Source organism: Telluria sp. ZB4P34, from assembly GCF_059686055.1.
The window spans coordinates 365340-391157 of the sequence record NZ_JCASIF010000001.1 but is presented as its reverse complement, the minus strand read 5'-3'; the positions used below and the strand labels follow the sequence as shown (position 1 = coordinate 391157).

Genomic DNA, 25818 nt, shown 5'->3' with positions numbered 1-25818 from the left:
GTAAAGGTGTCACACGCCAAAGAAGGGCAGGCCCGCGCGGCGCAGCATGCCGGTCAGGGCGATCAGGGGCAGGCCGGTGAGGGCGGTCGGGTCGCTCGATTCGATACGCTCGAGCAAGGCGATGCCCAGGCCCTCGTTCTTGGCGCTGCCGGCGCAGTCGTAGGGCTGCTCGATGCGCAGGTAGGCGTCCAGTTCCGCATCCGGCAGGTCGCGGAAGTCGACGAAGACCTGCACGTTCTCGAGCTGGGCGGCCCGGGCCGGGTCGGGCGCGCGGCTGTCCCACAGGCACAGCGCCGTATGGAAGACCACGCGGCGCCCACGCATCAGCTGCAGCTGGGCCAGCGCGCGCGCATGGTCGACCGGTTTGCCGATCTGGATGCCGTCCAGCGTCGCGACCTGGTCGGAGCCGATCACCAGCGCGCCGGGACAGCGCGCGGCGACCGCCGCCGCCTTCTCGCGCGCCAGGCGCAGGGCCGTGTCCTGGGGCGCCTCGCCGGCATGCGGGCCTTCGTCGATGTCGGGAGCCACCGCCTCGAAGGGCAGCTGCAGGCGCGACAGCAGCTCGCGGCGGTAGGCGGAGCCGGATGCGAGGATCAGGCGCGGAATCGGGCGAAAATCCGCCGAACGGGAAGGCGCGGAACTTGGTATCATTGCGGTCTGGCGAACAAGTAAAACGATAAGCCCAGCTTATAGACATGACTCTCAGTCAGGCAAGCGCGATAAATGCCACAGTTCGGCATGCGCATGCGACATACGCCGGTCAACAACGAGGTAAGTCTTTGACTCTGCGGGGAGAAGCCTGTTATTATCGCAGGTTTTCCGGGGAAGTTTTCCAAATGAGCGCTTTTGTCATTGACGCCTTCGAGTTTTGCCGGAATAGCGGACACCGCGAGGGGACGACTCCCGTGACCGAGATGACCCGCCTGGCAGCCGATTGCGCCGACAAATCCGGGGAGATCCGCTGGTCGATCGACGGCGGCCTGACCAGGCAGGGCTATCCATCGATGACCCTGGCGGTCGCCGGTCCCGTGAAGCTGGTGTGCCAGCGTTGCCTGACCCCGATGGACTACGAGATCGATTCGTCCACCATGCTGGTGCTCGGCAAGGACGACGAGGATGCGGACGGGATCGAGGAAGTCCTCGACGACGAGAGCATCGACGTGATCGTCGGCAGCCACGAGTGCGACATTCGCCAGTTGCTGGAAGACGAAGCCCTGCTGGCCCTGCCGCAGGCACCGAAACATGCAGCATGCCCGGACACCAAGCTGCTGGACGTCCTGAAGACCGAGAAGGTCTCGCCATTCGCGGCGCTGAAAAACCTCAAGCCCGAATAAGCTTTACAGAATTAGTGGTGCCGCAGAGTAGTAAGGTAAATCGGCGGTACGACTTGAAAGAACGTGTCAAACGCGTGCAGTAATCGAGTATGGCATTAGGCAGTTGATGTAGCAGCGTTAAAACATGTCGGTAGTGGAAAGATCGCAACGAGTTTGTCAAGATCAGAAGTTACCGCTGGGATACTCGATCTGCAAGTATTTGCAAATCGAATGTGTTAGAATTTTAGAACTTATGTATTAGGAGTCATCATGGCAGTTCAGCAGAATAAGAAGTCCCCGTCGAAGCGCGGTATGCACCGGTCGCACGATTTCCTGACCGCACCGAACCTGGCAGTCGAGCCGACCACTGGCGAGACCCACCTGCGTCACCACATCAGCCCGAACGGTTTCTACCGTGGCCGTAAAGTCCTGAAGACCAAGAACGACGAGTAATCGGCGTTTGTCTTTAGTACTATGAAAGCGGTGCGACGTATGTTATTTGCGTGGCGCCGCTTTTTCTTTGTCCTCGGCTGCAATAATCTTGCACTCCGTCATGTTGAATTGCGTGGACAGCGGCTGGCTATGCGCCATGCCCGATCCCATCTTGCCGCCCGCACGCTTTGTCGTTTTGCATGAGCCGGCATCTCCCAACAAATGACAATCACAATTTCCATTGACTGCATGGGCGGCGATCACGGCCCCTCAGTTACTATTCCGGCAGCCATTTCGTTTCTAAAAAAGCAAGCGGACGTCCATCTGATCCTGGTGGGTCTCGAAGATGTCGTGCGCGCTGAACTCAAGAAGCATCGCGCCGAGTCGCACCCCCGGATCACCCTGAAACACGCCACCGAGGTCGTCACGATGGACGATCCGCTCGAGATCGCGTTGCGCAAGAAGAAGGATTCGTCCATGCGCGTGGCCATCGAGCTGGTCAAGGACGGCAGCGCCAACGCCAGCGTTTCGGCCGGCAACACCGGCGCCCTGATGGCCGTCTCGCGCTATGTGCTCAAGACCATGGCCGGCGTCGACCGTCCGGCGATCTGCTCGATCATGCCGAACCAGAAGAACGGCCCGACCTACATGCTCGACCTCGGCGCCAACGTCGACTGCGAGCCGCATCACCTGCACCAGTTCGCCATCATGGGTTCGGTCCTGTGCTCGGCAATGGAAAACATTCCACGCCCGACGATCGGCCTGCTCAACGTGGGCACCGAGGAAATCAAGGGCAACGACGTGGTGAAGGCGACCGGCGCGCTGCTCCGGGCCGACCACGCGCGCGGCAAGCTGAACTTCCACGGCAACGTCGAAGGCAACGACATCTTCAAGGGCACGGTGGACGTGGTCGTGTGCGACGGTTTCGTCGGCAACGTCACGCTCAAGGCCGTTGAAGGCCTGTCGCGCTTCGTCAAGTCGGTGTTCACGGAAAGTGTCTTCTCCATGGCGGGCGCCTTGCTGGCCCGCAAGTCGCTGAAGAAGCTGAACCCGGAACGCTACAACGGCGCCGGCCTGCTCGGGCTGAAAGGCCTGGTCTTCAAGAGCCATGGCGGCGCCAACGCCTTCGCGTTCGAGTGGGCGCTCCGGCGCGCCTACAACGCGGCCAAATTCGATGTACAAGAGCAGCTGTCGGCCCTGATCGCCGAACTGATGCCGCCCTCGCCCGACGCCCAGCAGCGCCAGGCGTAACCAAAACCAGCAGGATGGTGCAGAAGATGACTGTCTACAGCAAGATCACCGGTACCGGCAGCTACCTGCCGGCCAAGCGCGTCACGAACGACCAACTGGCGGCCCAGCTGGCCGACGGGGGAATCGAGACCTCCGACGAATGGATCGTGACCCGCAGCGGCATCTCGAGCCGCCACTATGCGGCGGCCGACGAGAACGCGTCCGACCTGGCCGTGCACGCCGCGCGCCGGGCGCTCGAAGCAGCCGGCAGGGCGCCAGGCGAGATCGACCTGGTGATCGTGGCCAGCTCCACGCCCGACTTCCACGGCAGCTTCCCCAGTACCGCCTGCATCGTCCAGCAGAAGCTCGGCATGCTGAACAACAGCGCCGCCTTCGACGTGCAGGCCGTGTGCAGCGGTTTCGTGTACGCGCTTTCGACTGCCGACGCCTTCATCCGCGCGGGCGTGTACAAGCGCGTGCTGGTGATCGGCGCCGAGGTGTTCTCGCGCATCCTCGACTTCACCGACCGCACCACCTGCGTGCTGTTCGGCGACGGCGCCGGCGCCGTTGTGCTGGAAGCCTCGCAGGAGCCCGGCATCCTGGCCACCAAGCTGCACGCCGACGGCAGCCAGTCGCACATCCTGTCGATCCCGGGCAACCTGGCCGGCGGCGCCGTGGCCGGCAGCGGCTTCCTGTACATGGACGGCCCAGCGGTCTTCAAGCTGGCCGTCACCGTACTGGAAGAAGTCGCCAAGGAAGCGCTCGCGCACGCGCAGATGCAGCCGTCCGATATCGACTGGCTGATCCCGCACCAGGCCAACCTGCGCATCATGAAGGGCACCGCCAAGAAGCTCGGGCTGCCGCTGGAAAAGATGGTCGTCACCGTCGACCAGCACGGCAATACCTCGGCCGCCTCGATCCCGCTGGCGCTCGACGTGGCGGTGCGCGATGGCCGTATCAAGAAGGGTGACAATGTGCTGATGGAAGGCGTGGGCGGCGGCTTCACCTGGGGCGCGGTGCTCGCCCGCATGTAAGCGTTTGGTGCCGCGGTGCGTGCGCTGCGGTATTGCGTAGGGTGGTCGGCTTCGCCGACCGCGCGTCCAACTTCCGGATGTACTGTGGCGACACTTTCTTTAGCTGAACGCGCGGTCGGCCGACCACCCTACGAACGTCGTGGCAGCCCGAATGTTGCGGTGACCAACACATATTCGAACAGAGAGAACAATAATGAGCAAATTCGCATTCCTGTTTACGGGCCAGGGCGCCCAGGCCGTCGGCATGCTGAACGGCTTCGCCGGCAATCCGGTCGTCGAGCAGACCGTCCTTGAAGCCTCCGACGCCCTCGGCTTCGACATCGGCAAGCTGATCGCCGAAGGCCCGAAGGAAGACCTCGACCTCACCACCAACACCCAGCCCGTGATGCTGACCGCCGCGGTCGCCGTGTACCGCGCCTGGATCGCCGCCGGCGGCCCGGCGCCGCAGGTCGTGGCCGGCCACAGCCTGGGCGAATACTCGGCCCTGGTCGCCGCGGGCGTGATTCAGTTCAAGGATGCGGTGCCGCTGGTGCGTTTCCGCGCCCAGGCCATGCAGGAAGCGGTGCCGGTCGGGCAGGGCGGCATGGCCGTCGTGCTGGGCCTGGGAGCGGACGACGTGCGCGCTGTCTGCCTCGAGGCTGCCCAGGGCGAAGTCGTCGAGGCCGTGAACTTCAATGAGCCAACCCAGATCGTCATCGCCGGCCACGCCGGCGCGATCGACCGCGCCTGCGAGATCGCCAAGGCCCGGGGCGCCAAGCGCGCCATGAAGCTGGCGGTGTCGGCGCCATTCCACTCCTCGCTGCTCACGCCCGCATCAAGCCGTTTGCGCGACTACATGGAAAACATCGCTTTCTCGGCGCCCAGGCTCGACTTGATCAACAACGTGGACGTCGCTATCCTGCACGATCCGGCTGCCATCAAGGACGCCCTGGTGCGCCAGGCCGCGGGGCCGGTGCGCTGGGTCGAGACCATGCAGAAGATGGCGCTTGACGGCGTCACCCAGGTCATCGAGTGTGCGCCGAGCAAGACCTTGATCGGCATGGCCAAGCGTATCGATCCGGTGCTGGCGGGCGAAGCGCTGGTCGACCAGGCGTCGCTGGAACGCGTCCTGGCCGCCATCAAGCCGGCCTGAAGCAAGCAGAAGAACACCACAACAAGAGGACAAGCATGAACCTGCAGAACCAAGTCGCCCTCGTCACCGGCGCATCGCGCGGCATCGGCAAGGCCATCGCGCTCGAGCTGGCGCGCCAGGGCGCCAAAGTGGTCGGCACCGCCACCAGCGAAGCCGGCGCCGAGGCGATCAGCGCCTACCTGGCTGAATTCGGCGGCAAGGGCGCCGTGCTCAACGTGACCGACGCTGCCCAGTGCGGCGCCGTCATCGACGACGTGCAGAAGAGCTTCGGCGGCCTGGCCATCCTGGTCAACAACGCCGGCATCACCCAGGACAACCTGGCCATGCGCATGAAGGACGAGGAGTGGGAGAGCGTCATCGCCACCAACCTTACCGCCGTCGGCCGCCTGTCGCGCCTGGTACTGCGTGGGATGATGAAGGCGAAACACGGCCGCATCATCAACATCACCTCGGTGGTGGGCGCCTCGGGCAATCCGGGCCAGATGAACTACGCCGCCGCCAAGGCCGGCGTGGCCGGCATGACCCGCGCCCTGGCGCGTGAGATCGGCAGCCGCAACATCACCGTCAACTGCGTGGCGCCGGGCTTCATCGACACCGACATGACCAAGGCACTGGGCGAAGGCCAGCACGAAGCCCTGCTGGGCCAGATCCCGCTGGGCCGCCTGGGGCAGCCGGAAGACATCGCCCACGCGGTGGCCTTCCTGGCCGGCCCGACCGCCGCCTACATCACGGGCACCGAGCTGCACGTGAACGGCGGCATGTACATGAATTAAGAACAGAACAGAACAAAACAGGGGCGGATCGGCCGGACCTCGCACTATTGCGAACGAAATCCGGTCTGTACGCCACTTTTAGCAGTAATTTCGGTGGAAATAGCCGTAATCGCCGAAAGTAGTTTTTCAACGCGCAAACCTGATAAAATGCGCGCACTTTCCGCAACACATACCTTAATGGAGCCATAACATGTCGGATATCGAACAACGCGTTAAAAAAATCGTCGCTGAGCAACTGGGTGTTGCAGAAGCAGACATCAAAATCGAATCCTCGTTCGTTGACGACCTCGGCGCTGACTCGCTGGACACCGTGGAACTGGTGATGGCACTGGAAGACGAGTTCGAAATGGAAATCCCTGACGAGCAGGCTGAGAAGATCACCACCGTCAAGCAAGCCATCGACTACGCCACCGCGCACGTCAAGGCCTAAGCTGTCGCTGTCGCTTTAAAAGTTTCTGGGAGAATCGCTTGAGCCGTTCACGCAACCGCCGTGTCGTCGTTACCGGCCTGGGCTGCATCTCACCAATCGGCAACACCATTGCCGAGGCGTGGGACGCGGCGCTGGCCGGGAAGTCGGGCATTGCCAACATTACCAAGTTCGACGCGACGCCGTTCACGACCCATTTCGCCGGTGAAGTGAAGAACTTCAAGGTGGAAGACTACCTGCCGGGCAAGGAAGGCCGTAACATGGATAGCTTTATCCATTTCGGCATGGCAGCCGGCATCCAGGCCCTGCAGGATTCGGGGCTGGTCGTGACCGAGGAAAACGCGGACCGCATCGGTGTCACCATCGGTTCGGGTATCGGCGGCCTGCCGATGATCGAAGCCACCAAGGAAGAGTACATGAACCGCGGCCCGCGCCGCATCTCGCCCTTCTTCGTGCCGGCATCGATCATCAACATGATCTCGGGCGATCTCTCGATCAAATTCGGCCTGCGCGGCCCGAACCTGGCGATCGTCACCGCCTGCACCACCGGCCTGCATTGCATCGGCGCCGCCGCTCGCCTGATCGAGTACGGCGATGCCGACGTGATGGTTGCCGGCGGAGCGGAAGCGACCATCTCGCCGCTGGGCCTGGGCGGCTTCGCCTCGGCGCGCGCGCTGTCCACCCGCAACGACGATCCGGCCACCGCCTCGCGTCCGTGGGACAAGGACCGCGACGGCTTCGTGCTGGGCGAAGGCGCCGGCGTCATGGTGCTCGAAGAATACGAACACGCGGTCAAGCGCGGCGCGAAAATCTACGCGGAAGTCATCGGCTTCGGCATGAGCGCAGACGCCAACCACATCACCTCGCCGGTCGAGGATGGCAGCGGCGCAGCGCGCTGCATGGTGGCGGCCCTGCACAACGCCGGCCTGAACGCCAGCGAAGTCCACTACGTCAATGCACACGGCACCTCGACGCCGCTGGGCGACGTGGCGGAAGTGCGCGGCATCAAGCGCGTCTTCGGCGACCATGCCAGGAACATCGTCGTGAACTCGACCAAGTCGATGACCGGCCACCTGCTGGGTGGCGCGGGCGGCCTGGAATCGGTGTTCACCGTGCTGGCGATTCACCACCAGAAGTCGCCGCCGACGATCAACCTGTTCAATCCGGACCCGGAATGCGACCTGGACTTCTGCGCCAACACGGCGCGGGACATGAAGATCGACTACGCGGTCAAGAACTCGTTCGGTTTCGGCGGTACCAACGGTACCCTCGTGTTCGCAAAAGTCTGAACCAGACACGCCCATTCCGGTCTAACCGGAATGGGCGCCTGACAGCCTGGACCGTTCGGTCCTGCGCTCCAACAGCGTTACCCCCCCGTATCTCCTTCGCGCTCCTCTCGCGCGCTCCGGCCTGCGGCGCCTTTTTTTTCCTGCCCAAACCATGTCGATCGCGATGACCATCGTCGTTGCGCCGTCGCGCCGCCTGCGCTGCCTGCTCGCCGGCTTCGGCGCAGTCTTGTGCGCGGCTGCGCTTGCCACGGCGGCCGGCCCCCGCGCGTCCGCCGGATTCGCTGCCGGGCCGCTTGTCGCGGCTGCGCTGCTGTTCGCCGGAGGATGTGTGCTGCATGCCGCGCTGCGTGCTGCAACGGTGCATCGCATTGATCTTTCTGGACCCGGCCAGCTACGCCTGACGGTACAACAGGGTGTGCGGCCTGGCACTGCCGAAGCGCTGCCGGCAAGGCTCTTGCCTGGCTCGGTACTGTGGCCGCGGATGATGTTGCTGCGACTGGAAACGGGGAGCGAAGCCGGCCGCAGGGCCCGCTGCCGCACGGTTGCCGTGCTGCCCGACAGCGTCGCGCCGGAGGCCTTTCGCGCCCTGGCAGTGGCGCTCGGCGGGGACGGCGGAGCTCCCGGCACGGCATCGATGTTACATAAAATAGCTTGAACTTATTGCAGCGGGCCAACTCTTATGAGGAAGGGCCGTTGCAGCCGATGGGGCAGGGTCCGTGACGACAGAACGCGAGGGTGATCAGGTGTTGGTAGAGCGTGTCCAGGCCGGCGACCGGGGCGCGTTCGACCTGCTCGTGGCCAAATACCAGCGCCGCCTGATGCGCCTGGTGTCGCGCCTCGTACACGACCCGGCCGAAGCCGAGGATGTGGTGCAGGAGACCTTCATCAAGGCCTTCCGCGCCCTGCGGCACTTTCGCGGCGATTCGGCCTTCTACACCTGGCTGTATCGCATCGGTATCAACACGGCGAAGAATTTTCTGGTCACACAGGGCCGCCGCGCACCTACCTCGACCGAGGCGGATGCGGAGCGGGCCGAAGGGTTCGACGACGCAGACAGCTTGCGCGACATAAACACTCCGGAATCGGTGTTGGCGAGCAAACAGATTGCCCATACGGTGAACGCGGCGATGGAAGCGCTCCCCCTGGAGTTGCGAACGGCGATTGTTCTGCGTGAAATAGAAGGATTGAGCTACGAAGAAATCTCCGAGGTGATGGCGTGTCCCATAGGAACCGTACGGAGCCGGATTTTCCGTGCGCGTGAAGTCATCGCCGAGAAATTGCGCCCATTGCTCGATTTCCCGGTTGACAAACGTCGGTAAGTAGCAGGATCGTACACATGCAGGACATATTGAACAGACCGACGGGCGCAGGTTACCAGATGGACACGAACAAGAAGATACGCGACTACATATCGGCCTTTGCAGACGGCGAACTGCCGGACGCCGACCTCGAACTCGCCCTGGCGGCCCTGCGCGAAGAGGACGGAAGGCGAACATGGGAGCTCTACCACCAGATCGGCGACACGCTGCGCAGCGAGCCGGCGGCCTCGGGGCTGTCGCCGGGTTTCGCGGCGCGCCTGTCCGAGAAGCTCGCCGCCGAATCCATCCCCGAGCGGCGGCCGGCTGCCCGGCCCCCGACCCCGGCCGATGCGCTGGCGGCGATCGCGCCGGCCGTGCTGCCCGGGGCCGAGGCGCTGAACGGGGCGGCGCTGGCGAGTCCGGCGCATGAGGCCGCCGTACCCGAGCCGGAGCCGGCGGTCGTCAAGCGCGTGTAACCCATCCTTGCCTGGTGCGGTCTGCACCCACTGATATGCCTGGCGTATCGGACTGGCACCATTGATTCGTATCACATATCACAGACGGCGCGCTGTACCAGCGCCGACCCGCTGTTCCTGCGTCGATGGCAGTGCGGCCGGCCCGTGCAGCACGCGACAAAGCGTGGTTTTTGGCTTACCATAAAGTCAATCTCAGCCTTCCCAAGCCCAGCCCATGACCCGCCACTTCTCCCGTCATACCGCACGCCTGATCCTGTCGGCCATGCTGGCCGCAGGCGGTGGCTTCCTGTTCCCTTCCACCGCCATGGCGGCAGCGCCGGTGCAAACGCCGGTGGTGACCGGACTGCCCGACTTTTCCGACCTGATCGACAAGGTCGGTCCGGCCGTGGTCAACATCCGCACCACCGAACGCGTCAGCCGGGGCCAGGGCATGCCCGGCGAGGAAGAAATGCAGGAATTCCTGCGGCGCTTCTTCGGCGGCCAGATTCCGCGCGGCGGCGGGCGCGGACAGGGCCGGCCGGGCGCACCGGGAGGACCAGGCGGCGCCGAGGAGCAGGTGACGCGCGGCGTCGGTTCCGGCTTCATCATCTCCGCCGACGGCTTCGTGCTGACCAATGCCCATGTGGTGGAAGGCGCGGACGAAGTCACCGTCACCCTCACCGACCGCCGCGAGTTCAAGGCCAAGGTGCTGGGCTCCGACCGCCGCTCCGACGTGGCCCTGCTCAAGCTGTCCGCCGGCAACCTGCCTTACCTGCGCACCGGCGACTCGAGCAAGATCCGGGTCGGCGAGTGGGTGGTGGCGATCGGCTCGCCGTTCAACCTCGACAATACCGTCACGGCCGGCATCATTTCCGCCAAGTCGCGCGACACCGGCGAATACCTGCCCCTGATCCAGTCCGACGTCGCGGTCAATCCGGGCAACTCGGGCGGCCCCCTGATCAATATGCGTGGTGAAGTCATCGGCATCAATTCGCAGATCGCCACCCTGTCCGGCGCCTACAACGGCATCTCCTTCGCCGTGCCGATCGACGAAGTGATGCGCGTGGCCGACCAGCTCAAGACCACCGGCAAGGTCACGCGCGGCCGCCTGGGCGTGCAGATCAGCGAAGTCACGCGCGACGTGGCCGAATCCCTCGGCCTGGGCAAGGCGCGCGGCGCCGAAGTATCGATGGTGGAGGCGGGCGGACCGGCCGAGAAGGGCGGCATCAAGGTCGGCGACATCATCCTGAAATTCAACAACCAGCCGATCGAGACCACGCGCGACCTGCCGCGCCTGGTCGGCGCCACCAAGGTGGGCAGCCGCGCCACCGTCACCGTGTGGCGCCGCGGCGCCCAGCTCGAGGTGCCGGTGACCATCGTCGAGCTGCAGGACGAACGCTCGCCCACGGCCCGCACGACGCCGAAGAAGCCGACCCCGGGCGCCGCGCCGAACGCGCTCGGCCTGGTCGTCTCCGACATCCCGGCGGCCCAGCGCGGCGAACTGGGCATCGACGGCGGCGTGCTGGTCGAGTCCTCCGACGGCACGGCGGCCACGGCCGGCATCCGCCCCGGCGACGTGATTTCGCAGGTCGGCAATACCCAGGTGGCCAATGCCGCCCAGTTCAATGCGCTGGTCGCCAAGCTGGACCCGAAAAAGCCGGTGGCCCTGCTGGTGCGGCGCGAGAACGTCGCCCAGTACATCGTCGTGAAGCCGCGCCAGTGAGCACGAAGGCAACGCGGGTCGTTCCCTTCACGCTATATTCCCGCAGCTACTGTCACCTGTGCGAAGACATGCGGCAGGCGCTGCTGGCACTGCAGGGGCCGGGCGCGCGCTTCGAGGTCGCAGTTGTCGACGTCGATGCCGATCCGGCGCTGGTGGCGCGCTTCGACGAGCTGGTGCCGGTGCTGTTCGGCGACCCGGCGGGGGAGGAGCTGTGCCATTACTTCCTCGACCCGGCCGCTGCGCGTGGCTGGGCGGATGCCTGTACAGCGGTTGCCGCCTAGGATCGTCGTCGTAGGGTGGGCGGGTTCCCCGCCCACGCGGCGATAGTTGGATGTAAAGAGCCGCACAGGCTGCAGCACCTATAGCTGACCGCGTGGGCGGGAGACCCGCCCACGCTACGAAAACCGCGATATCGTCTCTAACGCGGGTCCAAACCACCTTTCTCCCCTCTCGCCGACCCCAAAACCGGGCTTTCCCGCGCGGAATCCGGTAAAATGCGGGGTCGGAAAAGCGTCCGCCCTCAAATACACGATCCGCTGACGCCTCCATTCGCTTTTCGCAAGCGCTTCGGCCGGGGACCGGCATGCCCCCACGGAGCGCTTTTTTGCATGACGCGTACTTGCATGACGATCCCGTCCTGCACCCTGTTTGCCGTACTGCCGCTGCCCGCGGCCTTTTTGGTTTTGAGCTTTGTTAATGAACAACATACGTAACTTCTCCATCATCGCCCACATCGACCACGGCAAATCGACCCTGGCCGACCGCATCATCCAGCTGTGCGGCGGCCTGTCGGAGCGCGAGATGGACGCGCAGGTGCTCGACTCGATGGACCTGGAGCGCGAGCGCGGCATCACCATCAAGGCCCAGACCGCGGCCCTGCAGTACAAGGCGCGCGACGGCCAGGTCTACAACCTGAACCTGATCGACACCCCCGGCCACGTCGACTTCAGCTATGAAGTCTCGCGCTCGCTGTCGGCGTGCGAAGGCGCGCTGCTGGTGGTCGACGCCTCGCAGGGCGTGGAAGCCCAGACCGTCGCCAATTGCTACACCGCGCTCGACCTCGGCGTGGAAGTGGTGCCGATCCTGAACAAGATCGACCTGCCGCATGCCGACCCGGACAATGCCAAAAAGGAAATCGAGGACGTCATCGGCATCGACGCCACGGACGCCACGGTCTGCTCGGCCAAGACCGGCCTGGGCGTGGAAGACGTGCTGGAAACCCTGATCGCCAAGGTGCCGCCGCCCAAGGGCGACCCCGAGGCGCCGCTGCAGGCCCTGATCGTCGATTCCTGGTACGACCCCTACGTGGGCGTCGTGATGCTGGTGCGCGTGGTCAACGGCACCCTGCGCCCGAAGGAAAAGATCCTGTTGATGGCGACCGGTTCGGTCAACCTGGTCGAGAGCGTCGGCGTGTTCACCCCGCGTTCGGTCTCGCTGCCGGAACTGGCGGCGGGGCAGGTGGGCTTCGTCATCGCCGGCATCAAGGAACTGACCGCCGCCAAGGTGGGCGATACCGTCACCCTGGCAGGCAAGCCGGCCCCGGCGCCGCTGCCGGGCTTCAAGGAAGTCCAGCCGCAGGTCTTCGCCGGTTTGTTCCCGGTCGAAGCCAACCAGTACGACGCGCTGCGCGACTCGCTGGAGAAGCTCAAGCTGAACGACGCCGCCCTGATGTACGAGCCGGAAGTGTCGCAGGCGCTGGGCTTCGGCTTCCGCTGCGGCTTCCTGGGCCTGCTGCACATGGAGATCGTGCAGGAACGCCTCGAGCGCGAGTTCGACATGGACCTGATCACCACCGCGCCGACCGTCGTGTATGAGGTCGAGATGCGCGACGGGACGATGATCCGCGTCGACAACCCGTCGAAGATGCCGGAGCCGTCCAAGATCAACGAAGTGCGCGAGCCGATCGTCGACGTCAACCTGTACATGCCGCAAGAGTACGTGGGCGCGGTGATGACCCTGTGTAACGGCAAGCGCGGCGTCCAGATGGACATGGCCTACCACGGCCGCCAGGTCAAGCTGCACTACGAGATCCCGATGGCGGAGATCGTGCTGGACTTCTTCGACCGCCTCAAGTCCACCTCGCGCGGTTACGCCTCGATGGATTACGAGTTCAAGGAAAACCGCGCCGCCGACGTGGTGAAGGTCGACATGCTGATCAACAGCGAGAAGGTCGATGCGCTGGCGATCATCGTGCACCGCGCCAACGCCCCGTACCGCGGACGCCAGGTGGCGGCCAAGATGCGCGAACTGATCCCGCGCCAGATGTTCGACGTGGCGATCCAGGCCGCGATCGGCGCCACCATCATCTCGCGCGAGAACGTCAAGGCGCTGCGCAAGAACGTGCTGGCCAAGTGCTATGGCGGCGACATCTCGCGCAAGAAGAAGCTGCTTGAGAAACAGAAGGCCGGCAAGAAGCGCATGAAGCAGGTCGGTTCGGTGGAGATTCCGCAGGAAGCCTTCCTGGCTATCCTGCAGGTGGATGATAAATAATGGATATGCAACCTATCCTGAGCAATTTCGCTCTGATCCTGTTCGTGCTGATGGTGGTCACCGGCGTCATCTGGTGCCTGGATGTGTTCGTCCTGGCCAAGGCGCGCCGCCGCAAGGCGGATGCCGCCCTGGCCGAATACGATAGGCGCACCAGCAAACTGACGGCTGAGGGCATCAAGGTCGACAGCGGCAACGGGCGCGCCGCGATCGAGCAGGCCCACTTGCGCCAGCCGACCTGGATCGAGTACTCGGGCAGTTTCTTCCCGGTGATCGCGCTGGTCTTCATCCTGCGCTCCTTCCTGTGGGAGCCGTTCAAGATCCCGTCCTCGTCGATGGTGCCGACCCTGCTGGTGGGCGACTTCATCCTCGTGAACAAGTACGCCTATGGCATCCGCCTGCCGATCATCAACAAGAAGATCATCGACGTGGGCGACCCGCAGCGTGGCGACGTGATGGTGTTCAAGTATCCGAAGGACATGAGCCAGGACTACATCAAGCGCATCATCGGCGTGCCGGGCGACCGCGTCACGTACGAGAACAAGCGCCTGACCGTGAATGGCAAGCCGGTGGAACTCACCCCGCTGGACGACTACCTGGACGACCAGCACCCGATCTACCACAAGCAGTTCACCGAGCAACTGACTGCCGTGCCGCACCGCATCCTGAATTCCGACGGCAAGCGCAGCTTCGACCTCGGCGCCGTGGAGAATTTCCCGAATCGTGAAGCCTGCGACTATTCCTACGACAAATTTACCTGTATCGTACCTCCAGGCAACTACTTCATGATGGGCGATAACCGCGACAACAGTGCCGACAGCCGCTATTGGGGCTTCGTTCCGGACAAGAACATTGTTGGCAAGGCGATCGTCGTCTGGATGAACTTCGGCGATCTGAAGCGGATCGGCGGCATCCAGTAACCCGGAGATCCTCATGCACAAGCGCAATCCTGCTCGCCAGTCCGGCATATCGCTGACCGGCCTCATCCTCGTCCTGGCCGTTCTCGGCGCCGGCGCCGTGCTCGCGCTCAAGCTGGTGCCGGCGTATTCGGAATACAGCGCCGTCAAGGACGCCATCGTGCGCGCCAAGGAAGCTGGCGGCACGCCGCGCGAAATACAGGTAGCCTTCGACAAGAGCGCCGACATGAACAACGTCAGCGCCGTCAAGGGCCGCGACCTGACCATCACCAGCGAAGACGGTGAGACCCAGGTCAGCTTTGCCTATGAGAAGCGCGTGCCATTGGTGGGGAATGTCAGCCTGCTGATCGATTACGCGGGCACGACCGACCCGAGCGGCGTGGTGGCGGCAAAAGAAGCGGATGGGGCCGAAGCGGCCTCGCGCTAACGTAACAAACAAGCAACAGCGATCGGCCGGCTTCGTGGCCGTCGACCTCACGACAGCACAATGAATCTACAGTTATTGCAAACACGCTTGGGTTACACATTCCGGGACACGGGCCTGCTCCAGCAAGCCCTGACTCACCGTAGCCATAGCGCGCTGCATAACGAACGCCTGGAATTCCTGGGCGACTCGATCCTGAACTGCGTGGTGGCCTCGATCCTGTACGAGCGCTTTACCCATCTGGACGAAGGCGACCTGTCGCGCCTGCGCGCCAACCTGGTCAAGCAGCAGTCGCTGTTCGAGATCGCCCAGAAGCTCGAGCTGTCGCAATTCCTGCGGCTGGGGGAGGGCGAGCTGAAATCGGGCGGTTTCCGCCGCCCCTCGATCCTGGCCGACACCCTGGAAGCCCTGCTGGGCGCGATATTCCTCGACACCGGCTTCGACGCCGCGCGCGACGCGATCCGCGCCTTCTACATCCCGCTGCTCGACACGGTCGACCCGGCGACGCTCGGCAAGGATGCCAAGACCCTGCTGCAGGAATTCCTGCAGAGCAGGAAGGTCGCCCTGCCGACCTACAACGTGGTGGCCACGCACGGCGCGGCGCACAGCCAGGAATTCGAAGTCGAGTGCCTGGTGCCCAAGCTGAACGTGCAGGTGTTCGGCCGCGGCGGCAGCCGCCGCGCCGGCGAGCAGGCCGCCGCCAGGCTGGCGCTGGAAGCCGCCCAGGCCGCGCTGACCAAGGCGCCGTCCGCCCGCAAGACCAGGCCGCGCGCCGCCCAGCTCAAGCTGGGCATCGCCACCATCCAGGGCGACGGCGCCGCGGTCCAACCGGAACAACCAGGAAGCAAGACAGCATGAATATGGAAAATAACGGCGTCGAGAATGACGGCGTCGAACACGACGGCGTTGAAGATAAGGACGTTGAGAATTACCGCGGCGAGACGACGGGCGCTGCCGAAGGATTCCGCTGCGGCTACATCGCCATCGTCGGACGCCCGAACGTGGGCAAGTCGACCCTGATGAACGTGCTGATCGGCGCCAAGGTGTCGATCACCTCGCGCAAGGCCCAGACCACGCGCCACCGCATCACCGGCATCCAGACCCGTGACGACGCCCAGTTCATCTACGTCGACACGCCGGGCTTCCAGACCCGCCATGCCAACGCGCTCAACAAGACGCTGAACAAGACGGTCTCGAACACCCTGACGTCCTCGGACGTGATCCTGTTCCTGGTGGAGGCTGGCACCTTCGGCCCGGCCGACCAGCAGGTGCTGGACCTGTTGCCGAAGAACGTCCCGGTAGTACTGGTCATCAACAAGTCGGACCGCATCAAGGACAAGGCGGTCTTGATGCCCTTCGCGCAAAAGCTTGCCGCGCTGCGCGACTTCACCGCCATCGTGCCGGTCTCGGCCAAGATGCGCTTCCAGGTCGATGCGCTGGAAAACGAGATCAAGCGCCACCTGCCGGAAAACCCGCCGATCTTCGGGCCGGACGACATCACCGACCGCAGCGAGAAATTCCTGGCCGCCGAGATCGTGCGCGAAAAGGTGTTCCGCCTGCTGGGCGACGAGCTGCCCTACACGAGCACCGTGATCATCGAGCAGTTCCTGCAGGAGGGCAACCTGCGCCGCATCTTCTGCGCCATCCTGGTCGAGCGCGACACGCACAAGTCCATGATCATCGGGAACAAGGGTGCGCGCCTGAAGGAGATCTCGACCCAGTCGCGGCTGGACATGGAAAAGCTGTTCGGCGGCCCCGTGTACCTGGAAATCTGGGTGAAGGTGAAATCCGGCTGGGCCGACAACGAAGCCGGCCTGCGCGCCTACGGTTACGAGTAATGATCTGAAGGCCGTCCCCGGCGCATGCCCATTCAAGACGACGACCTCATCGACACACCGGCGCCGAGCGCTCCGGTAGCGGCCAAGCGCAGCCGTCCGCCGCTGCGCGACACGCGCGTGACGGGCCAGCCGGGCTTCGTCCTGCACAGCTATCCCTACAAGGAAACCAGCCTGATCGTGGACATGTTCACGCGCGACTTCGGCCGCGTGGGCGTGGTGGCGAAGGGCGCCAAGCGCCCGCTCTCCAAGCTGCGCGGCGTGCTGCAGACCTTCCAGCCGCTGTCGGTCTCGTTCACCGGCAAGCTGGAACTGCGCACCCTGATCGATGCCGAATGGGTCGGCGGCATGCTGCCGCTGGAGCGGACGGCGCTGCTGTGCGGCTTCTATCTCAACGAACTGCTGGTGAAACTGCTGGCGCGCGACGACAAGCACCCCGCCTTGTTCGACCACTACGTTTCCACGCTCAACCAGCTGGCCCACGGCGAATCGCCGCCCATCGTCTTGCGAAAGTTCGAACGGGCCTTACTTAAGGAAACGGGCGTCGCCGCCGACCTGGGCCGTTCGACCACGACGCGCGGCCCGGTCGACCCGGCGCGCGACTACGTGGTGGACCCGGAAAAGGGCGCGCGCGAAGCCGTGCCGGCCGACGCCTGGCCGGTGGTGAGCGGCAAGACCCTGCTCGACATGGAGCGCGAGGATTACAGCGACCCGGTCACGCAGGCGCAGAGCAAGCAGCTGATGCGCTTCCTGCTGGCGCACCACCTGGGCGGCGCGCCGCTGAACACGCGCCAGATTTTGATCGACCTGATGCAACTATAAAGACCACACATGAGCTTCCTGCAACCCCTCGGCTCCGTCATCGACCTCGGCGTCAACATCGACCACGTGGCCACCGTGCGCAATGCGCGCGGCACCACCTACCCGGACCCGATCCGCGCGGCCCTGCTGGCCGAGCAGGCCGGCGCCGACCTGATCACGCTGCACCTGCGCGAAGACCGCCGCCACATCAAGGATGCGGACGTGCTGGCGCTGCGCCCTCTCCTGGGAACGCGCATGAACCTGGAGGCGGCCGTCACCCGCGAGATGATCGACTTCGCCTGCCGGGTCAAGCCGCAGGACGTGTGCCTGGTGCCGGAACGGCGCGAGGAGGTCACTACCGAGGGCGGCCTGGACGTGATCCGCTACTACAAGGAAGTGGAAGCGGCGGTGCAGCAGCTCACGGCGGAAGGCATCCGCGTGTCGCTGTTCATCGATGCCGACGAAGCCCAGATCGAGGCGGCGAGGGCGGTGGGCGCCACCGTCATCGAACTCCATACGGGCCGCTATGCGGAAGCCGAAGGCGAGGAAGCGCTGCGCGAGATCGAGCGCATCAAGGCCGGCGTGCACGCGGGCGCCGCGCGCGGCCTGCGCGTCAACGCCGGCCACGGCCTTCACTACACCAACGTGCAGCCGATCGCGGCGATCGCCGATATCCACGAGCTGAACATCGGCCACGCGATCGTCGGCCACGCGCTGTTCGCAGGCTGGGAGAACGCGGTGCGCGAGATGAAGGCCATCATGGTGGCCGCGCGCCTGGGCGTGCAGTATGCGGCGGCCCCCGGGAGCCTGGGATGATCTACGGGATCGGCACCGACATCGTCCAGATCTCGCGTGTCGAGGCGGCGCTTGCACGCAGCGGCCCGCGTTTCGCCGAGAAGATCCTCGGCCCCGAGGAACTGGCGAAATACCGTGCGCGGAGCAGCAAGAACGCGGTGCGCGGCCTGCGCTTCCTGGCCACCCGCTTCTCGGCCAAGGAGGCGTTCTCGAAAGCGATCGGGATGGGCATGCGCATGCCGATGACCTGGCGCTCGGCCCAGATGCTCAACGCGCCCAGCGGCAAGCCGGTGATCGTGTGCAGCGGGGCGCTGGAGGAATTCATGCGCGCCAACGGCTTGAGCGCGCAGGTGACAGTCAGCGACGAGGCCGATTATGCGGTGGCCTTCGTGATCGTGACCAGGGATATGGCCGCATAAAGGCCGAGCGAGTGAGCAGTGAGCAAGGATGTGGACGTGTCCGTGGCGGTGGAGCCGTCGCGGGATGAGGGCGTGGTGGATCATGCGGTGTATGTCGCGAGCGGCGGGGCGCCGATGCCGGAGTTGCCCGCCGGGCCTGCGCGCATCGGCGCCGCCAAACCCGGGATCAGGAAGAACCAGGCCGTCACGCCACGCGTGCGGCCGGACAGCTGGCAGGCCATGAAAGAAGAATTGAAAGCGACTTTGAAGGGCGACGCGGCACAACCGGTGCAGCCGGGCGAAGAGGCGCGCGAGCAGGTGCTGGCAACCGTGGCCAAGCTGCCCGGCCTGCCGGGCGTGTACCGTTATTTCGACGCCAACGGCAACGTGCTCTACGTGGGCAAGGCGCGCAACCTCAAGAACCGGGTGTCGAGCTACTTCCAGAAAAACCTGTCGAGTCCGCGCATCGCGATGATGGTGTCGCAGATCGCGCAACTGGAAACGACGGTGACGAGCAGCGAGGCCGAGGCGCTGATCCTGGAAAACAACCTGATCAAGTCGCTCAAGCCGCGCTACAACATCCTGTTCCGCGACGACAAGAGCTACCCCTACATCAAGATCTCCGGCGGCGAGGCGCCGCGCCTGGGCTACTACCGCGGCGCGCTCGACAAGAAGAACCAGTACTTCGGGCCTTTCCCTTCCGCCTGGGCGGCCAAGGAATCGATCCAGCTGCTGCAGCGGGTCTTCCTGCTGCGCACCTGCGAGGACAGCGTCTACAGCAACCGCACGCGTCCCTGCCTGCTGCACCAGATCGGCCGCTGCAGCGCGCCCTGCGTCGACCTGATCGCGCCGGAAGACTATGCGCGCGACGTCGACAACGCGGCACGCTTCCTGCGCGGGCGCCAGACCGAGGTGCTGGCCGACCTCGAGCAGAAGATGCAGGCCTACGCGATGGAACTGAAGTTCGAGCAGGCCGCCAGCATCCGCAACCAGATCCAGGCCCTGTCGAAAGTGCTGCACGCGCAGAGCATGGAAACCGTGGGCGACGCCGACGTCGACGTGATCGCCGTGACGGTGCAGGGCGGGCGCGCCTGCGTCAACCTGGCCATGGTGCGCGGCGGGCGCCACCTGGGCGACCGCGCCTACTTCCCGACCCATGTGGGTGAATCGCTTGGTGAATGTCCGCTCGAAGTGGAGGTGCTATGCGCCTTTCTGGCCCAGCACTACGGAGGGCAGTTCATCCCCGGCACGCTGATCCTGAACATCGAGTTCGACCAGCCGGAACTGATCGTGGCATTGAGCGAGCAGTGCGGCCACCGCATCAACCTGATCTTCCAGCCGCAGGGCCAGCGCCGCCAGTGGCTGGAGATGGCCTGCAAGGGGGCCGAGATCGCGCTGGCGCGCCTGCTGTCCGAGCAGGGCTCGCAACAGGCGCGCACGCGCGCACTGGCCGAGGCGCTGGGGTTGGACCAGGACACGCTGGACGAGCTGCGCATCGAATGCTTCGACATCAGCCACACGGCGGGCGAGGCGACCCAGGCTTCCTGCGTGGTGTTCCACCACCACGGGATGCAGAACGGCGAGTACCGCCGCTTCAACATCAACGGCATCACGCCGGGCGACGACTACGCCGCCATGCGCCAGGTGCTGCAGCGCCGCTACGAGAAGGTGGCCAATGGCGAGGGCGTCATGCCGGACATCGTGCTGGTCGACGGCGGCAAGGGCCAGGTCGAGATGGCGCGCCAGGTGTTCGAGGAGCTGGGCTTGAGTATCTCGATGATCGTCGGCGTGGCCAAGGGGGAAGGGCGCCGCGTGGGCCTGGAGACCCTGATCTTCGCCGACGGCCGCGCGCCCCAGGAGCTGGGCAAGGAATCGGCGGCCCTGATGCTGGTGGCCATGATCCGCGACGAGGCGCACCGCTTCGCGATCACCGGCATGCGCGCCAAGCGCGCCAAGGCCAGGCAGACCTCGCGCCTGGAAGAGATCGAAGGCATCGGCGCCAAGCGCCGCCAGCGCCTGCTGGCGCGCTTCGGCGGCCTGCGCGGTGTGATCGACGCCAGCGTGGAAGACCTGATGTCGGTGGAGGGCATCTCGAGTACGCTGGCGGAGGAGATTTACCGGCAACTGCACTGAGGGACGATGTGACAGGCTCGAAGGGATCGAACCGGGGCACATACAGACGAGTAACCTAGTCCATTTCGCAATACCCATGTAGACTGTCGCCCAAACTTTCATTCCCAAAATCAGCGCTTTTCCTATGCCTTTCAACATCCCGATTCTCCTGACCTGGTTACGCGTCGCGCTGATTCCCCTCGTTGTCGGTGTCTTCTACCTTCCCACCCACTGGCTGCCGCTGGCCGACCGCAACCTGGCCGCCACCCTGGTGTTCATCGTCGCCGCCGTCACAGACTGGTTCGACGGCTTCCTCGCGCGGCGCTGGAACCAGACCTCGGCCTTCGGCGCCTTCCTCGACCCGGTCGCCGACAAGCTGATGGTGGCCGGCGCGCTGCTGGTGCTGGTGCAGTTGGACCGCGTGAACGCCATCATCGCCTTCATCATCATCGGCCGCGAAATCACCATCTCCGCACTGCGCGAATGGATGGCCCAGCTCGGCGCCACCAAGTCGGTGGCCGTCAGCTCGCTCGGCAAGATCAAGACCGCGGCCCAGATGACGGCCATTCCGATGCTGCTGTTCCATGACGTGATCTTCGGCGTCGACAGCCACTACTGGGGCGAGTACTTCCTGTGGCTGGCCGGCGTGCTCACGGTTTGGTCGATGTTCTACTACCTGCAGCGCGCCTGGCCGCTGATCAAAGAGAAGGCCGGGACCATTTGACTGAGTTGTAAGAAATGTTCCGTGTCATCCTTGACGTATGGAATAGAATCTCTATAATGCCTGCCTGTTGCGACAACAACGCAGCAGAATGAAAGACAAAGCGGGAGTAGCTCAGTTGGTAGAGCGCAACCTTGCCAAGGTTGAGGTCGAGAGTTCGAGACTCTTCTCCCGCTCCAGTTTTTCAAGTGACACGGTCGATTGCACGATTGGAAAACTTGAGAAAATGTCAAAGTTCTGAGATAATCGTTGTTCTGTACGCGGGAGTAGCTCAGTTGGTAGAGCGCAACCTTGCCAAGGTTGAGGTCGAGAGTTCGAGACTCTTCTCCCGCTCCAGTGATCTTCGGATGCGCTGGTGCGACAGGCTTAGTAAGACTCCAATGCGGGAGTAGCTCAGTTGGTAGAGCGCAACCTTGCCAAGGTTGAGGTCGAGAGTTCGAGACTCTTCTCCCGCTCCAAAGGTTTTACGACAGGTAATACTCCAATGCGGGAGTAGCTCAGTTGGTAGAGCGCAACCTTGCCAAGGTTGAGGTCGAGAGTTCGAGACTCTTCTCCCGCTCCAAATTCAGAGAAGACATTGCTTCTCGGTTGATACGGCACATAACCGGCCGGGTCAGCGTTCCTAAGATTACCTCTGGCGAGGTAGCAAAGCGGTTATGCAGCGGCCTGCAAAGCCGTCTAGACGGGTTCGACTCCCGTCCTCGCCTCCAGATCCAACAAGCGCGGGCCCTTTCGGGGCCCGTTTGCTTTTCCGGTACGGTTTCTTGAGGCAGCACACAACTGAACGCGGCGCTTGCGCTAGGATGAGTTCTGGCGAGGTAGCAAAGAGGTTATGCAGCGGCCTGCAAAGCCGCCGAGACAGGTTCGATTCCTGTCCTCGCCTTTCGAATCCTTCAAGAACGGGCCTGAACAGGGCCCGTTCTCTCGTCTATGCCACTGCGCAGCCACGAACTCCGCCGACCGGCAGCACGCGCCGCGACGTAAGCGCGCATCCGCAGTCATCCCAGTACCGACCTCACATGGCGTTCACGACGCACGTGCTGCGCTGGGATAACGGTCGCCCGCTTCCGGTTTTCTTGCCTAAAAGACTAGTTCGATATCAAAACCGATATTGGAAGCCCTGAAAAAGTCATTAGCTTGATCATTGTTGGGTCTCTAACATGATCTACAGCAATCCCGATTTAAGAATCAATAAACTCATAACTAAAAAATTCAGGAGACGTATGAAATCGCACGCATCAACACGTCCTTTAGCCTTGAAGCGGACCGTGACGGCGCTCATGGGCGCCGGCCTGCTCAGCAGCACCTCGGTGTGGGCGCAAGCCGCTGCCGACACCACGCAGTCGACCGATACCCAGACCGTGGTTGTCACGGGCGTCAAGGCGTCGCTCATCAAGAGCCTCGCAATCAAGCGCATCAGCGACCAGGTCGTGGAATCGGTTGTTGCCGAAGACATCGGCAAACTGCCCGACAACAATGTCGTCGAAGCCCTGCAGCGCGTGACCGGTATCCAGGTCACCAACCGCGCCGGCGGCGAAGTCGGCACCCTGTCCATCCGTGGCCTGCCCGACGTCCAGACCACCTGGAATGGCCGTAACATCTTTACCGCGTCGGGCACGCAGGTCGCGTTGCAAGATATTCCCTCGACCCTGGTTCGCCAGATCGACGTCTACAAGACCCGCGACGCCAGCCAGCTGGAAACCGGCATCGCCGGCCAGGTGGACGTCAAGTCGCTGCGGCCTTTCGATTTCAAGGGTTCGCAAGTGTCGCTGACGGCGCGCGAGACCTTTCTGGATCCGGCACAAAAGTGGAATCCGCAGGTCAGCGCCATGTTCAGCAACCGCTGGGAAACTGGCATCGGCGAAGTCGGCGCCCTGGTCAACCTGGCTGCGACCCAGACCCGTTACCGCAATGAAAGCGTGACGCCGGGCGCCATGGTCCCGTTCACCAGCCCCAATGCGGCCGAAGTTCCAGCAGGTTATACGCCGCTGCAGCGCATCTTCGACAACAATATCTGGGCGCCCGGTACCCGTACCGGCCTGCCGATGGCGGCGGGTTCGACGCTGAATTTCAACGGCAAGGCGCATCCTTATTACCTGGCGCGCGATGCCGTGTTCCAGAGCGACGTGCAGGGCGAGCGCAAGCGTCCTGCCGCAAACATCGCCTTGCAGTGGAAGCCGAACAGCGATGCGGTCTACACCTTCGAGTCGATGTACAACGGTTATCGCGACAAGGCCTTCAATCAGTTGCTGTTCAGCTTTGCTGACTGGTGGGGCGATCTCGGCAGCAACCCTGCGGGCACGATCACGACCTTCCCGGGAACGAACGTCATCAAGACCCGCAAGGTCAACAACGTCTATTCCTTCAACAGCGGCGACTACACCACATCGAAAACCGATTCCTTCGTGTATGCCCTGAACGGCAAGTGGGACATCAGCGACCGCCTGAAGCTGGACGGCGACCTGTCGTACCAGACCAGCGAATTCGACACCCAGTTCACCGCCACCCGGATCGACCGCGTCGCACCTTCCATCGACGTCGACTTCAATGCCGGCGGCGATACGGCCTTCCGCTTCAATAACAATGCCGACCTGGCCGACCCGAGCAAGTGGAATGTGGCGGAGTTCTACGATAACGCCAACCGCAACAAGGGCAGCGCCGCGACGGCCACCCTGGCGGGCGTGTTCGATGCCGACTGGGGAGCGCTGCAGACGCTCCAGTTCGGCGTGCGCCACGACGTACGCAAGGCGTCGGAGGCCAACCGGACGCAGTCGGCCTTCCTGGGCCGCAACCTGGCTTCGCTGGGGCCGCAGTATTCGATTACCAATTCGAACTTCGGCAAGGATATCTCGGACGTTCCGCGCTCGTGGGTGGAGCCGAATGCCTACTACATCCGCGACAATATCGACGCGTGGCGCAAGCTCTATAACTCGGTCAACAGCAGCTTCCTGACCACGGACAAGCTGAGCCTCCAGAAGACCTTCGAGGTGGAGGAAAAGACGAGCAATCTCTACTTGATGGGGAATTTCCAAAGCGAGCTGTTCGGCAATCGCCTGCGCGCCAATGCCGGCGTGCGCTACACCAAGGTCGATACCGACATGACCTTCTATTCGGTCAATGCCACCACCAAGGCGGTCACGCCCTCCGGCGCCAGCAAGTCGACCAGCAGGTTCCTGCCCAGCCTGACCCTGACTTACGACCTGACCAGGGACGTCGTCACGCGCTTCAACTTTGGTAAAACCCTGCGCCGCCCGAACTTCGGTGACCTGAATCCCGTCCTGCAACTCGCCGACGACGTGTCGCGGGTGGGGTATGGCTCGGGCACCGGCGGCAATCCCGACCTGCAACCGACGCTCTCGACGAACTTCGACCTCACTGGTGAATGGTACTTCCAGAAAGACAGCGCGCTCTACGGCACCCTGTTCAAGCGCAAGATCGACGGCCTGGTCGTACCCCTCCGCCGCAAGATTCGCGTCGCACCGGAGGATGACCCGTTCCGCAACTCGACCTCGGGCGGCGACCATACGAACGGCTATGACTACGTGATCAACTCACCGGTCAATGCCTCCGACGGCACCATCAAAGGCATCGAGCTCGGCTTGATCTACTTCCCGAAGTGGCTGCCGCAGCCGCTCGAGGGCCTGGGCTTCCAGGGCAGCTACACCCGACTCAGCTCGTCGCAGAACGTTCCCGAGGCGAATAGCGCCGGCGAGATCATCGCGCAGCTCGAGACGCCGTTCTTCGGGGTGTCCGACCGCTCCTACAACGCCACCCTGGCTTACGAAAAGGGTCCGGTCAGCGCGCGCCTGTCCTATGTCTGGCGCTCCGCCTTCCTGGCCACGAACGAAGCCGCGCTGTTTGCGAATCCGATCGGCATCTGGCGCCAGCCGGAAAAGAGCGTGGACATGCAGATCTCGTACAAGATCAACGACCGGATGTCGGTGGATATCGCCGCCATCAACCTGACGAACGAAATGCAGCGGCAGTACTACAACTTCGGCAGTGCGGGTAATGAGACCTTGACCAATTTCGGTACGGTGCAGATCGGACGTTCGGCCTCGATCGCCTTGCGCTGGAAGATGTAAGCCAGGCGTTCAAGACTATTCCCTTGGCTGGAAAGGGGCGTTGCCGGTTCACACCGGCAACGCCCTTTTTCATTGGCGCAGTCGGCGCGATCGATTGAATGCGCTGCTTGCAATGCCCGGCAATTGCTTCAGAAGCT

26 protein-coding genes and 6 tRNA genes are annotated in these 25818 nt (G+C 63.8%); 30 read left to right on the top strand and 2 right to left on the bottom strand.

Annotated features, from left to right (window positions below; all coding sequences use genetic code 11):
* Positions 1 to 9: 9 nt before the first annotated feature.
* The gene (locus tag AC56KL_RS01705) at positions 10 to 651 is read right to left on the bottom strand and encodes a Maf family nucleotide pyrophosphatase (protein WP_497178414.1); all 642 of its coding nucleotides are present in this window, start codon (positions 649 to 651) and stop codon (positions 10 to 12) included.
* Between the two features lie 185 nt (positions 652 to 836).
* Here AC56KL_RS01705 and AC56KL_RS01700 point away from each other — a divergent pair, with 185 nt between their 5' ends.
* Positions 837 to 1334 carry a YceD family protein gene (locus AC56KL_RS01700; RefSeq protein ID WP_497178413.1) on the top strand — a complete coding sequence of 166 codons (498 nt, stop codon included), beginning with the start codon at positions 837 to 839 and terminating at the stop codon, positions 1332 to 1334.
* 249 nt (positions 1335 to 1583) lie between these two features.
* Positions 1584 to 1766, top strand: coding sequence for a 50S ribosomal protein L32 (gene rpmF, locus AC56KL_RS01695; RefSeq protein ID WP_005666806.1), 183 nt, complete (start codon positions 1584 to 1586; stop codon positions 1764 to 1766).
* 42 nt (positions 1767 to 1808) lie between these two features.
* Here rpmF and AC56KL_RS01690 read toward each other — a convergent pair whose 3' ends face one another.
* Complete coding sequence (locus AC56KL_RS01690; RefSeq protein WP_497178960.1) at positions 1809 to 2009, bottom strand: hypothetical protein; 201 nt, start codon at positions 2007 to 2009, stop codon at positions 1809 to 1811.
* On the opposite strand from AC56KL_RS01690, the gene plsX reads away from it, so the two are divergent.
* The 28 genes from plsX to AC56KL_RS01550 all read left to right on the top strand — a co-directional run bounded on the left by plsX (position 1968) and on the right by AC56KL_RS01550 (position 25681).
* Positions 1968 to 2996 (top strand): phosphate acyltransferase PlsX, encoded by a 1029-nt coding sequence (plsX, locus tag AC56KL_RS01685; RefSeq protein ID WP_497178412.1) that lies wholly within the window; start codon positions 1968 to 1970, stop codon positions 2994 to 2996. The two genes, AC56KL_RS01690 and plsX, sit on opposite strands and share 42 nt — an antisense overlap.
* A 26-nt stretch (positions 2997 to 3022) precedes the next feature.
* On the top strand, positions 3023 to 4009 hold the full coding sequence (locus tag AC56KL_RS01680) for a beta-ketoacyl-ACP synthase III (RefSeq protein WP_497178411.1): 987 nt from the start codon (positions 3023 to 3025) through the stop codon (positions 4007 to 4009).
* A 193-nt stretch (positions 4010 to 4202) separates the two neighbouring features.
* Positions 4203 to 5141 carry an ACP S-malonyltransferase gene (gene fabD, locus AC56KL_RS01675; RefSeq protein ID WP_497178410.1) on the top strand — a complete coding sequence of 313 codons (939 nt, stop codon included), beginning with the start codon at positions 4203 to 4205 and terminating at the stop codon, positions 5139 to 5141.
* A gap of 35 nt (positions 5142 to 5176) precedes the next feature.
* Positions 5177 to 5914, top strand: a complete 738-nt coding sequence (fabG, locus tag AC56KL_RS01670) for a 3-oxoacyl-ACP reductase FabG (RefSeq protein ID WP_497178409.1) — start codon at positions 5177 to 5179, stop codon at positions 5912 to 5914.
* 190 nt (positions 5915 to 6104) lie between these two features.
* Positions 6105 to 6344 (top strand): acyl carrier protein, encoded by a 240-nt coding sequence (acpP, locus tag AC56KL_RS01665; RefSeq protein WP_020653257.1) that lies wholly within the window; start codon positions 6105 to 6107, stop codon positions 6342 to 6344.
* A 38-nt stretch (positions 6345 to 6382) separates the two neighbouring features.
* Positions 6383 to 7630 (top strand): beta-ketoacyl-ACP synthase II, encoded by a 1248-nt coding sequence (fabF, locus tag AC56KL_RS01660; RefSeq protein ID WP_497178408.1) that lies wholly within the window; start codon positions 6383 to 6385, stop codon positions 7628 to 7630.
* A 151-nt stretch (positions 7631 to 7781) separates the two neighbouring features.
* Positions 7782 to 8285 (top strand): hypothetical protein, encoded by a 504-nt coding sequence (locus tag AC56KL_RS01655; RefSeq protein ID WP_497178407.1) that lies wholly within the window; start codon positions 7782 to 7784, stop codon positions 8283 to 8285.
* Positions 8286 to 8346: 61 nt separating this feature from the next.
* The gene (gene rpoE / locus AC56KL_RS01650) at positions 8347 to 8949 is read left to right on the top strand and encodes an RNA polymerase sigma factor RpoE (protein ID WP_227802184.1); all 603 of its coding nucleotides are present in this window, start codon (positions 8347 to 8349) and stop codon (positions 8947 to 8949) included.
* A gap of 29 nt (positions 8950 to 8978) precedes the next feature.
* Positions 8979 to 9404 carry a sigma-E factor negative regulatory protein gene (locus tag AC56KL_RS01645; RefSeq protein WP_497178406.1) on the top strand — a complete coding sequence of 142 codons (426 nt, stop codon included), beginning with the start codon at positions 8979 to 8981 and terminating at the stop codon, positions 9402 to 9404.
* A gap of 214 nt (positions 9405 to 9618) precedes the next feature.
* On the top strand, positions 9619 to 11106 hold the full coding sequence (locus AC56KL_RS01640) for a DegQ family serine endoprotease (RefSeq protein WP_497178405.1): 1488 nt from the start codon (positions 9619 to 9621) through the stop codon (positions 11104 to 11106).
* Complete coding sequence (locus AC56KL_RS01635) at positions 11103 to 11387, top strand: glutaredoxin family protein (RefSeq protein ID WP_497178404.1); 285 nt, start codon at positions 11103 to 11105, stop codon at positions 11385 to 11387. Before AC56KL_RS01640 ends, AC56KL_RS01635 begins: the two co-directional genes overlap by 4 nt.
* 415 nt (positions 11388 to 11802) lie before the next feature.
* Positions 11803 to 13596, top strand: a complete 1794-nt coding sequence (gene lepA / locus AC56KL_RS01630) for a translation elongation factor 4 (RefSeq protein WP_497178403.1) — start codon at positions 11803 to 11805, stop codon at positions 13594 to 13596.
* Positions 13596 to 14513, top strand: a complete 918-nt coding sequence (gene lepB, locus AC56KL_RS01625; RefSeq protein WP_497178402.1) for a signal peptidase I — start codon at positions 13596 to 13598, stop codon at positions 14511 to 14513. Before lepA ends, lepB begins: the two co-directional genes overlap by 1 nt.
* Before the next feature lie 13 nt (positions 14514 to 14526).
* On the top strand, positions 14527 to 14937 hold the full coding sequence (locus AC56KL_RS01620; RefSeq protein ID WP_497178401.1) for a DUF4845 domain-containing protein: 411 nt from the start codon (positions 14527 to 14529) through the stop codon (positions 14935 to 14937).
* Between the two features lie 87 nt (positions 14938 to 15024).
* The gene (gene rnc, locus AC56KL_RS01615; protein WP_497178400.1) at positions 15025 to 15792 is read left to right on the top strand and encodes a ribonuclease III; all 768 of its coding nucleotides are present in this window, start codon (positions 15025 to 15027) and stop codon (positions 15790 to 15792) included.
* Positions 15789 to 16772 carry a GTPase Era gene (gene era, locus AC56KL_RS01610; protein WP_497178399.1) on the top strand — a complete coding sequence of 328 codons (984 nt, stop codon included), beginning with the start codon at positions 15789 to 15791 and terminating at the stop codon, positions 16770 to 16772. The genes rnc and era overlap by 4 nt, the downstream gene beginning before the upstream one ends.
* A gap of 24 nt (positions 16773 to 16796) precedes the next feature.
* Positions 16797 to 17591 (top strand): DNA repair protein RecO, encoded by a 795-nt coding sequence (recO, locus tag AC56KL_RS01605; RefSeq protein WP_497178398.1) that lies wholly within the window; start codon positions 16797 to 16799, stop codon positions 17589 to 17591.
* 9 nt (positions 17592 to 17600) lie between these two features.
* The gene (gene pdxJ / locus AC56KL_RS01600) at positions 17601 to 18386 is read left to right on the top strand and encodes a pyridoxine 5'-phosphate synthase (RefSeq protein ID WP_497178397.1); all 786 of its coding nucleotides are present in this window, start codon (positions 17601 to 17603) and stop codon (positions 18384 to 18386) included.
* Positions 18383 to 18784 carry a holo-ACP synthase gene (gene acpS, locus AC56KL_RS01595; RefSeq protein WP_497178396.1) on the top strand — a complete coding sequence of 134 codons (402 nt, stop codon included), beginning with the start codon at positions 18383 to 18385 and terminating at the stop codon, positions 18782 to 18784. Before pdxJ ends, acpS begins: the two co-directional genes overlap by 4 nt.
* A gap of 219 nt (positions 18785 to 19003) precedes the next feature.
* A complete protein-coding gene (gene uvrC, locus AC56KL_RS01590; protein WP_497178946.1) occupies positions 19004 to 20896 on the top strand; it encodes an excinuclease ABC subunit UvrC in 1893 nt (630 codons plus the stop codon).
* Between the two features lie 124 nt (positions 20897 to 21020).
* The gene (pgsA, locus tag AC56KL_RS01585; RefSeq protein WP_497178395.1) at positions 21021 to 21599 is read left to right on the top strand and encodes a CDP-diacylglycerol--glycerol-3-phosphate 3-phosphatidyltransferase; all 579 of its coding nucleotides are present in this window, start codon (positions 21021 to 21023) and stop codon (positions 21597 to 21599) included.
* 100 nt (positions 21600 to 21699) lie between these two features.
* A tRNA-Gly gene (locus AC56KL_RS01580) sits at positions 21700 to 21775 on the top strand.
* Positions 21776 to 21856: 81 nt separating this feature from the next.
* Positions 21857 to 21932, top strand: a tRNA-Gly gene (locus tag AC56KL_RS01575).
* A 46-nt stretch (positions 21933 to 21978) separates the two neighbouring features.
* Positions 21979 to 22054: transfer RNA gene (locus tag AC56KL_RS01570), tRNA-Gly, on the top strand.
* A 28-nt stretch (positions 22055 to 22082) separates the two neighbouring features.
* Positions 22083 to 22158 (top strand) — tRNA-Gly (locus AC56KL_RS01565).
* 74 nt (positions 22159 to 22232) lie between these two features.
* Positions 22233 to 22306, top strand: a tRNA-Cys gene (locus tag AC56KL_RS01560).
* A gap of 102 nt (positions 22307 to 22408) precedes the next feature.
* Positions 22409 to 22479: transfer RNA gene (locus AC56KL_RS01555), tRNA-Cys, on the top strand.
* Positions 22480 to 22864: 385 nt separating this feature from the next.
* Positions 22865 to 25681, top strand: coding sequence for a TonB-dependent receptor (locus tag AC56KL_RS01550; RefSeq protein ID WP_497178394.1), 2817 nt, complete (start codon positions 22865 to 22867; stop codon positions 25679 to 25681).
* Positions 25682 to 25818: the final 137 nt, after the last annotated feature.

What these genes read in the sequence shown, in the direction of transcription:
- AC56KL_RS01705 (WP_497178414.1), bottom strand. Translation starts at nt 651, where the DNA reads ATGATACCAAGTTCCGCGCCTTCCCGTTCGGCGGATTTTCGCCCGATT.
- AC56KL_RS01700 (WP_497178413.1), top strand. Translation starts at nt 837, where the DNA reads ATGAGCGCTTTTGTCATTGACGCCTTCGAGTTTTGCCGGAATAGCGGA.
- rpmF (WP_005666806.1), top strand. Translation starts at nt 1,584, where the DNA reads ATGGCAGTTCAGCAGAATAAGAAGTCCCCGTCGAAGCGCGGTATGCAC.
- plsX (WP_497178412.1), top strand. Translation starts at nt 1,968, where the DNA reads ATGACAATCACAATTTCCATTGACTGCATGGGCGGCGATCACGGCCCC.
- AC56KL_RS01680 (WP_497178411.1), top strand. Translation starts at nt 3,023, where the DNA reads ATGACTGTCTACAGCAAGATCACCGGTACCGGCAGCTACCTGCCGGCC.
- fabD (WP_497178410.1), top strand. Translation starts at nt 4,203, where the DNA reads ATGAGCAAATTCGCATTCCTGTTTACGGGCCAGGGCGCCCAGGCCGTC.
- fabG (WP_497178409.1), top strand. Translation starts at nt 5,177, where the DNA reads ATGAACCTGCAGAACCAAGTCGCCCTCGTCACCGGCGCATCGCGCGGC.
- acpP (WP_020653257.1), top strand. Translation starts at nt 6,105, where the DNA reads ATGTCGGATATCGAACAACGCGTTAAAAAAATCGTCGCTGAGCAACTG.
- AC56KL_RS01655 (WP_497178407.1), top strand. Translation starts at nt 7,782, where the DNA reads ATGTCGATCGCGATGACCATCGTCGTTGCGCCGTCGCGCCGCCTGCGC.
- AC56KL_RS01640 (WP_497178405.1), top strand. Translation starts at nt 9,619, where the DNA reads ATGACCCGCCACTTCTCCCGTCATACCGCACGCCTGATCCTGTCGGCC.
- lepA (WP_497178403.1), top strand. Translation starts at nt 11,803, where the DNA reads ATGAACAACATACGTAACTTCTCCATCATCGCCCACATCGACCACGGC.
- lepB (WP_497178402.1), top strand. Translation starts at nt 13,596, where the DNA reads ATGGATATGCAACCTATCCTGAGCAATTTCGCTCTGATCCTGTTCGTG.
- AC56KL_RS01620 (WP_497178401.1), top strand. Translation starts at nt 14,527, where the DNA reads ATGCACAAGCGCAATCCTGCTCGCCAGTCCGGCATATCGCTGACCGGC.
- era (WP_497178399.1), top strand. Translation starts at nt 15,789, where the DNA reads ATGAATATGGAAAATAACGGCGTCGAGAATGACGGCGTCGAACACGAC.
- recO (WP_497178398.1), top strand. Translation starts at nt 16,797, where the DNA reads ATGCCCATTCAAGACGACGACCTCATCGACACACCGGCGCCGAGCGCT.
- pdxJ (WP_497178397.1), top strand. Translation starts at nt 17,601, where the DNA reads ATGAGCTTCCTGCAACCCCTCGGCTCCGTCATCGACCTCGGCGTCAAC.
- acpS (WP_497178396.1), top strand. Translation starts at nt 18,383, where the DNA reads ATGATCTACGGGATCGGCACCGACATCGTCCAGATCTCGCGTGTCGAG.
- uvrC (WP_497178946.1), top strand. Translation starts at nt 19,004, where the DNA reads ATGAAAGAAGAATTGAAAGCGACTTTGAAGGGCGACGCGGCACAACCG.
- pgsA (WP_497178395.1), top strand. Translation starts at nt 21,021, where the DNA reads ATGCCTTTCAACATCCCGATTCTCCTGACCTGGTTACGCGTCGCGCTG.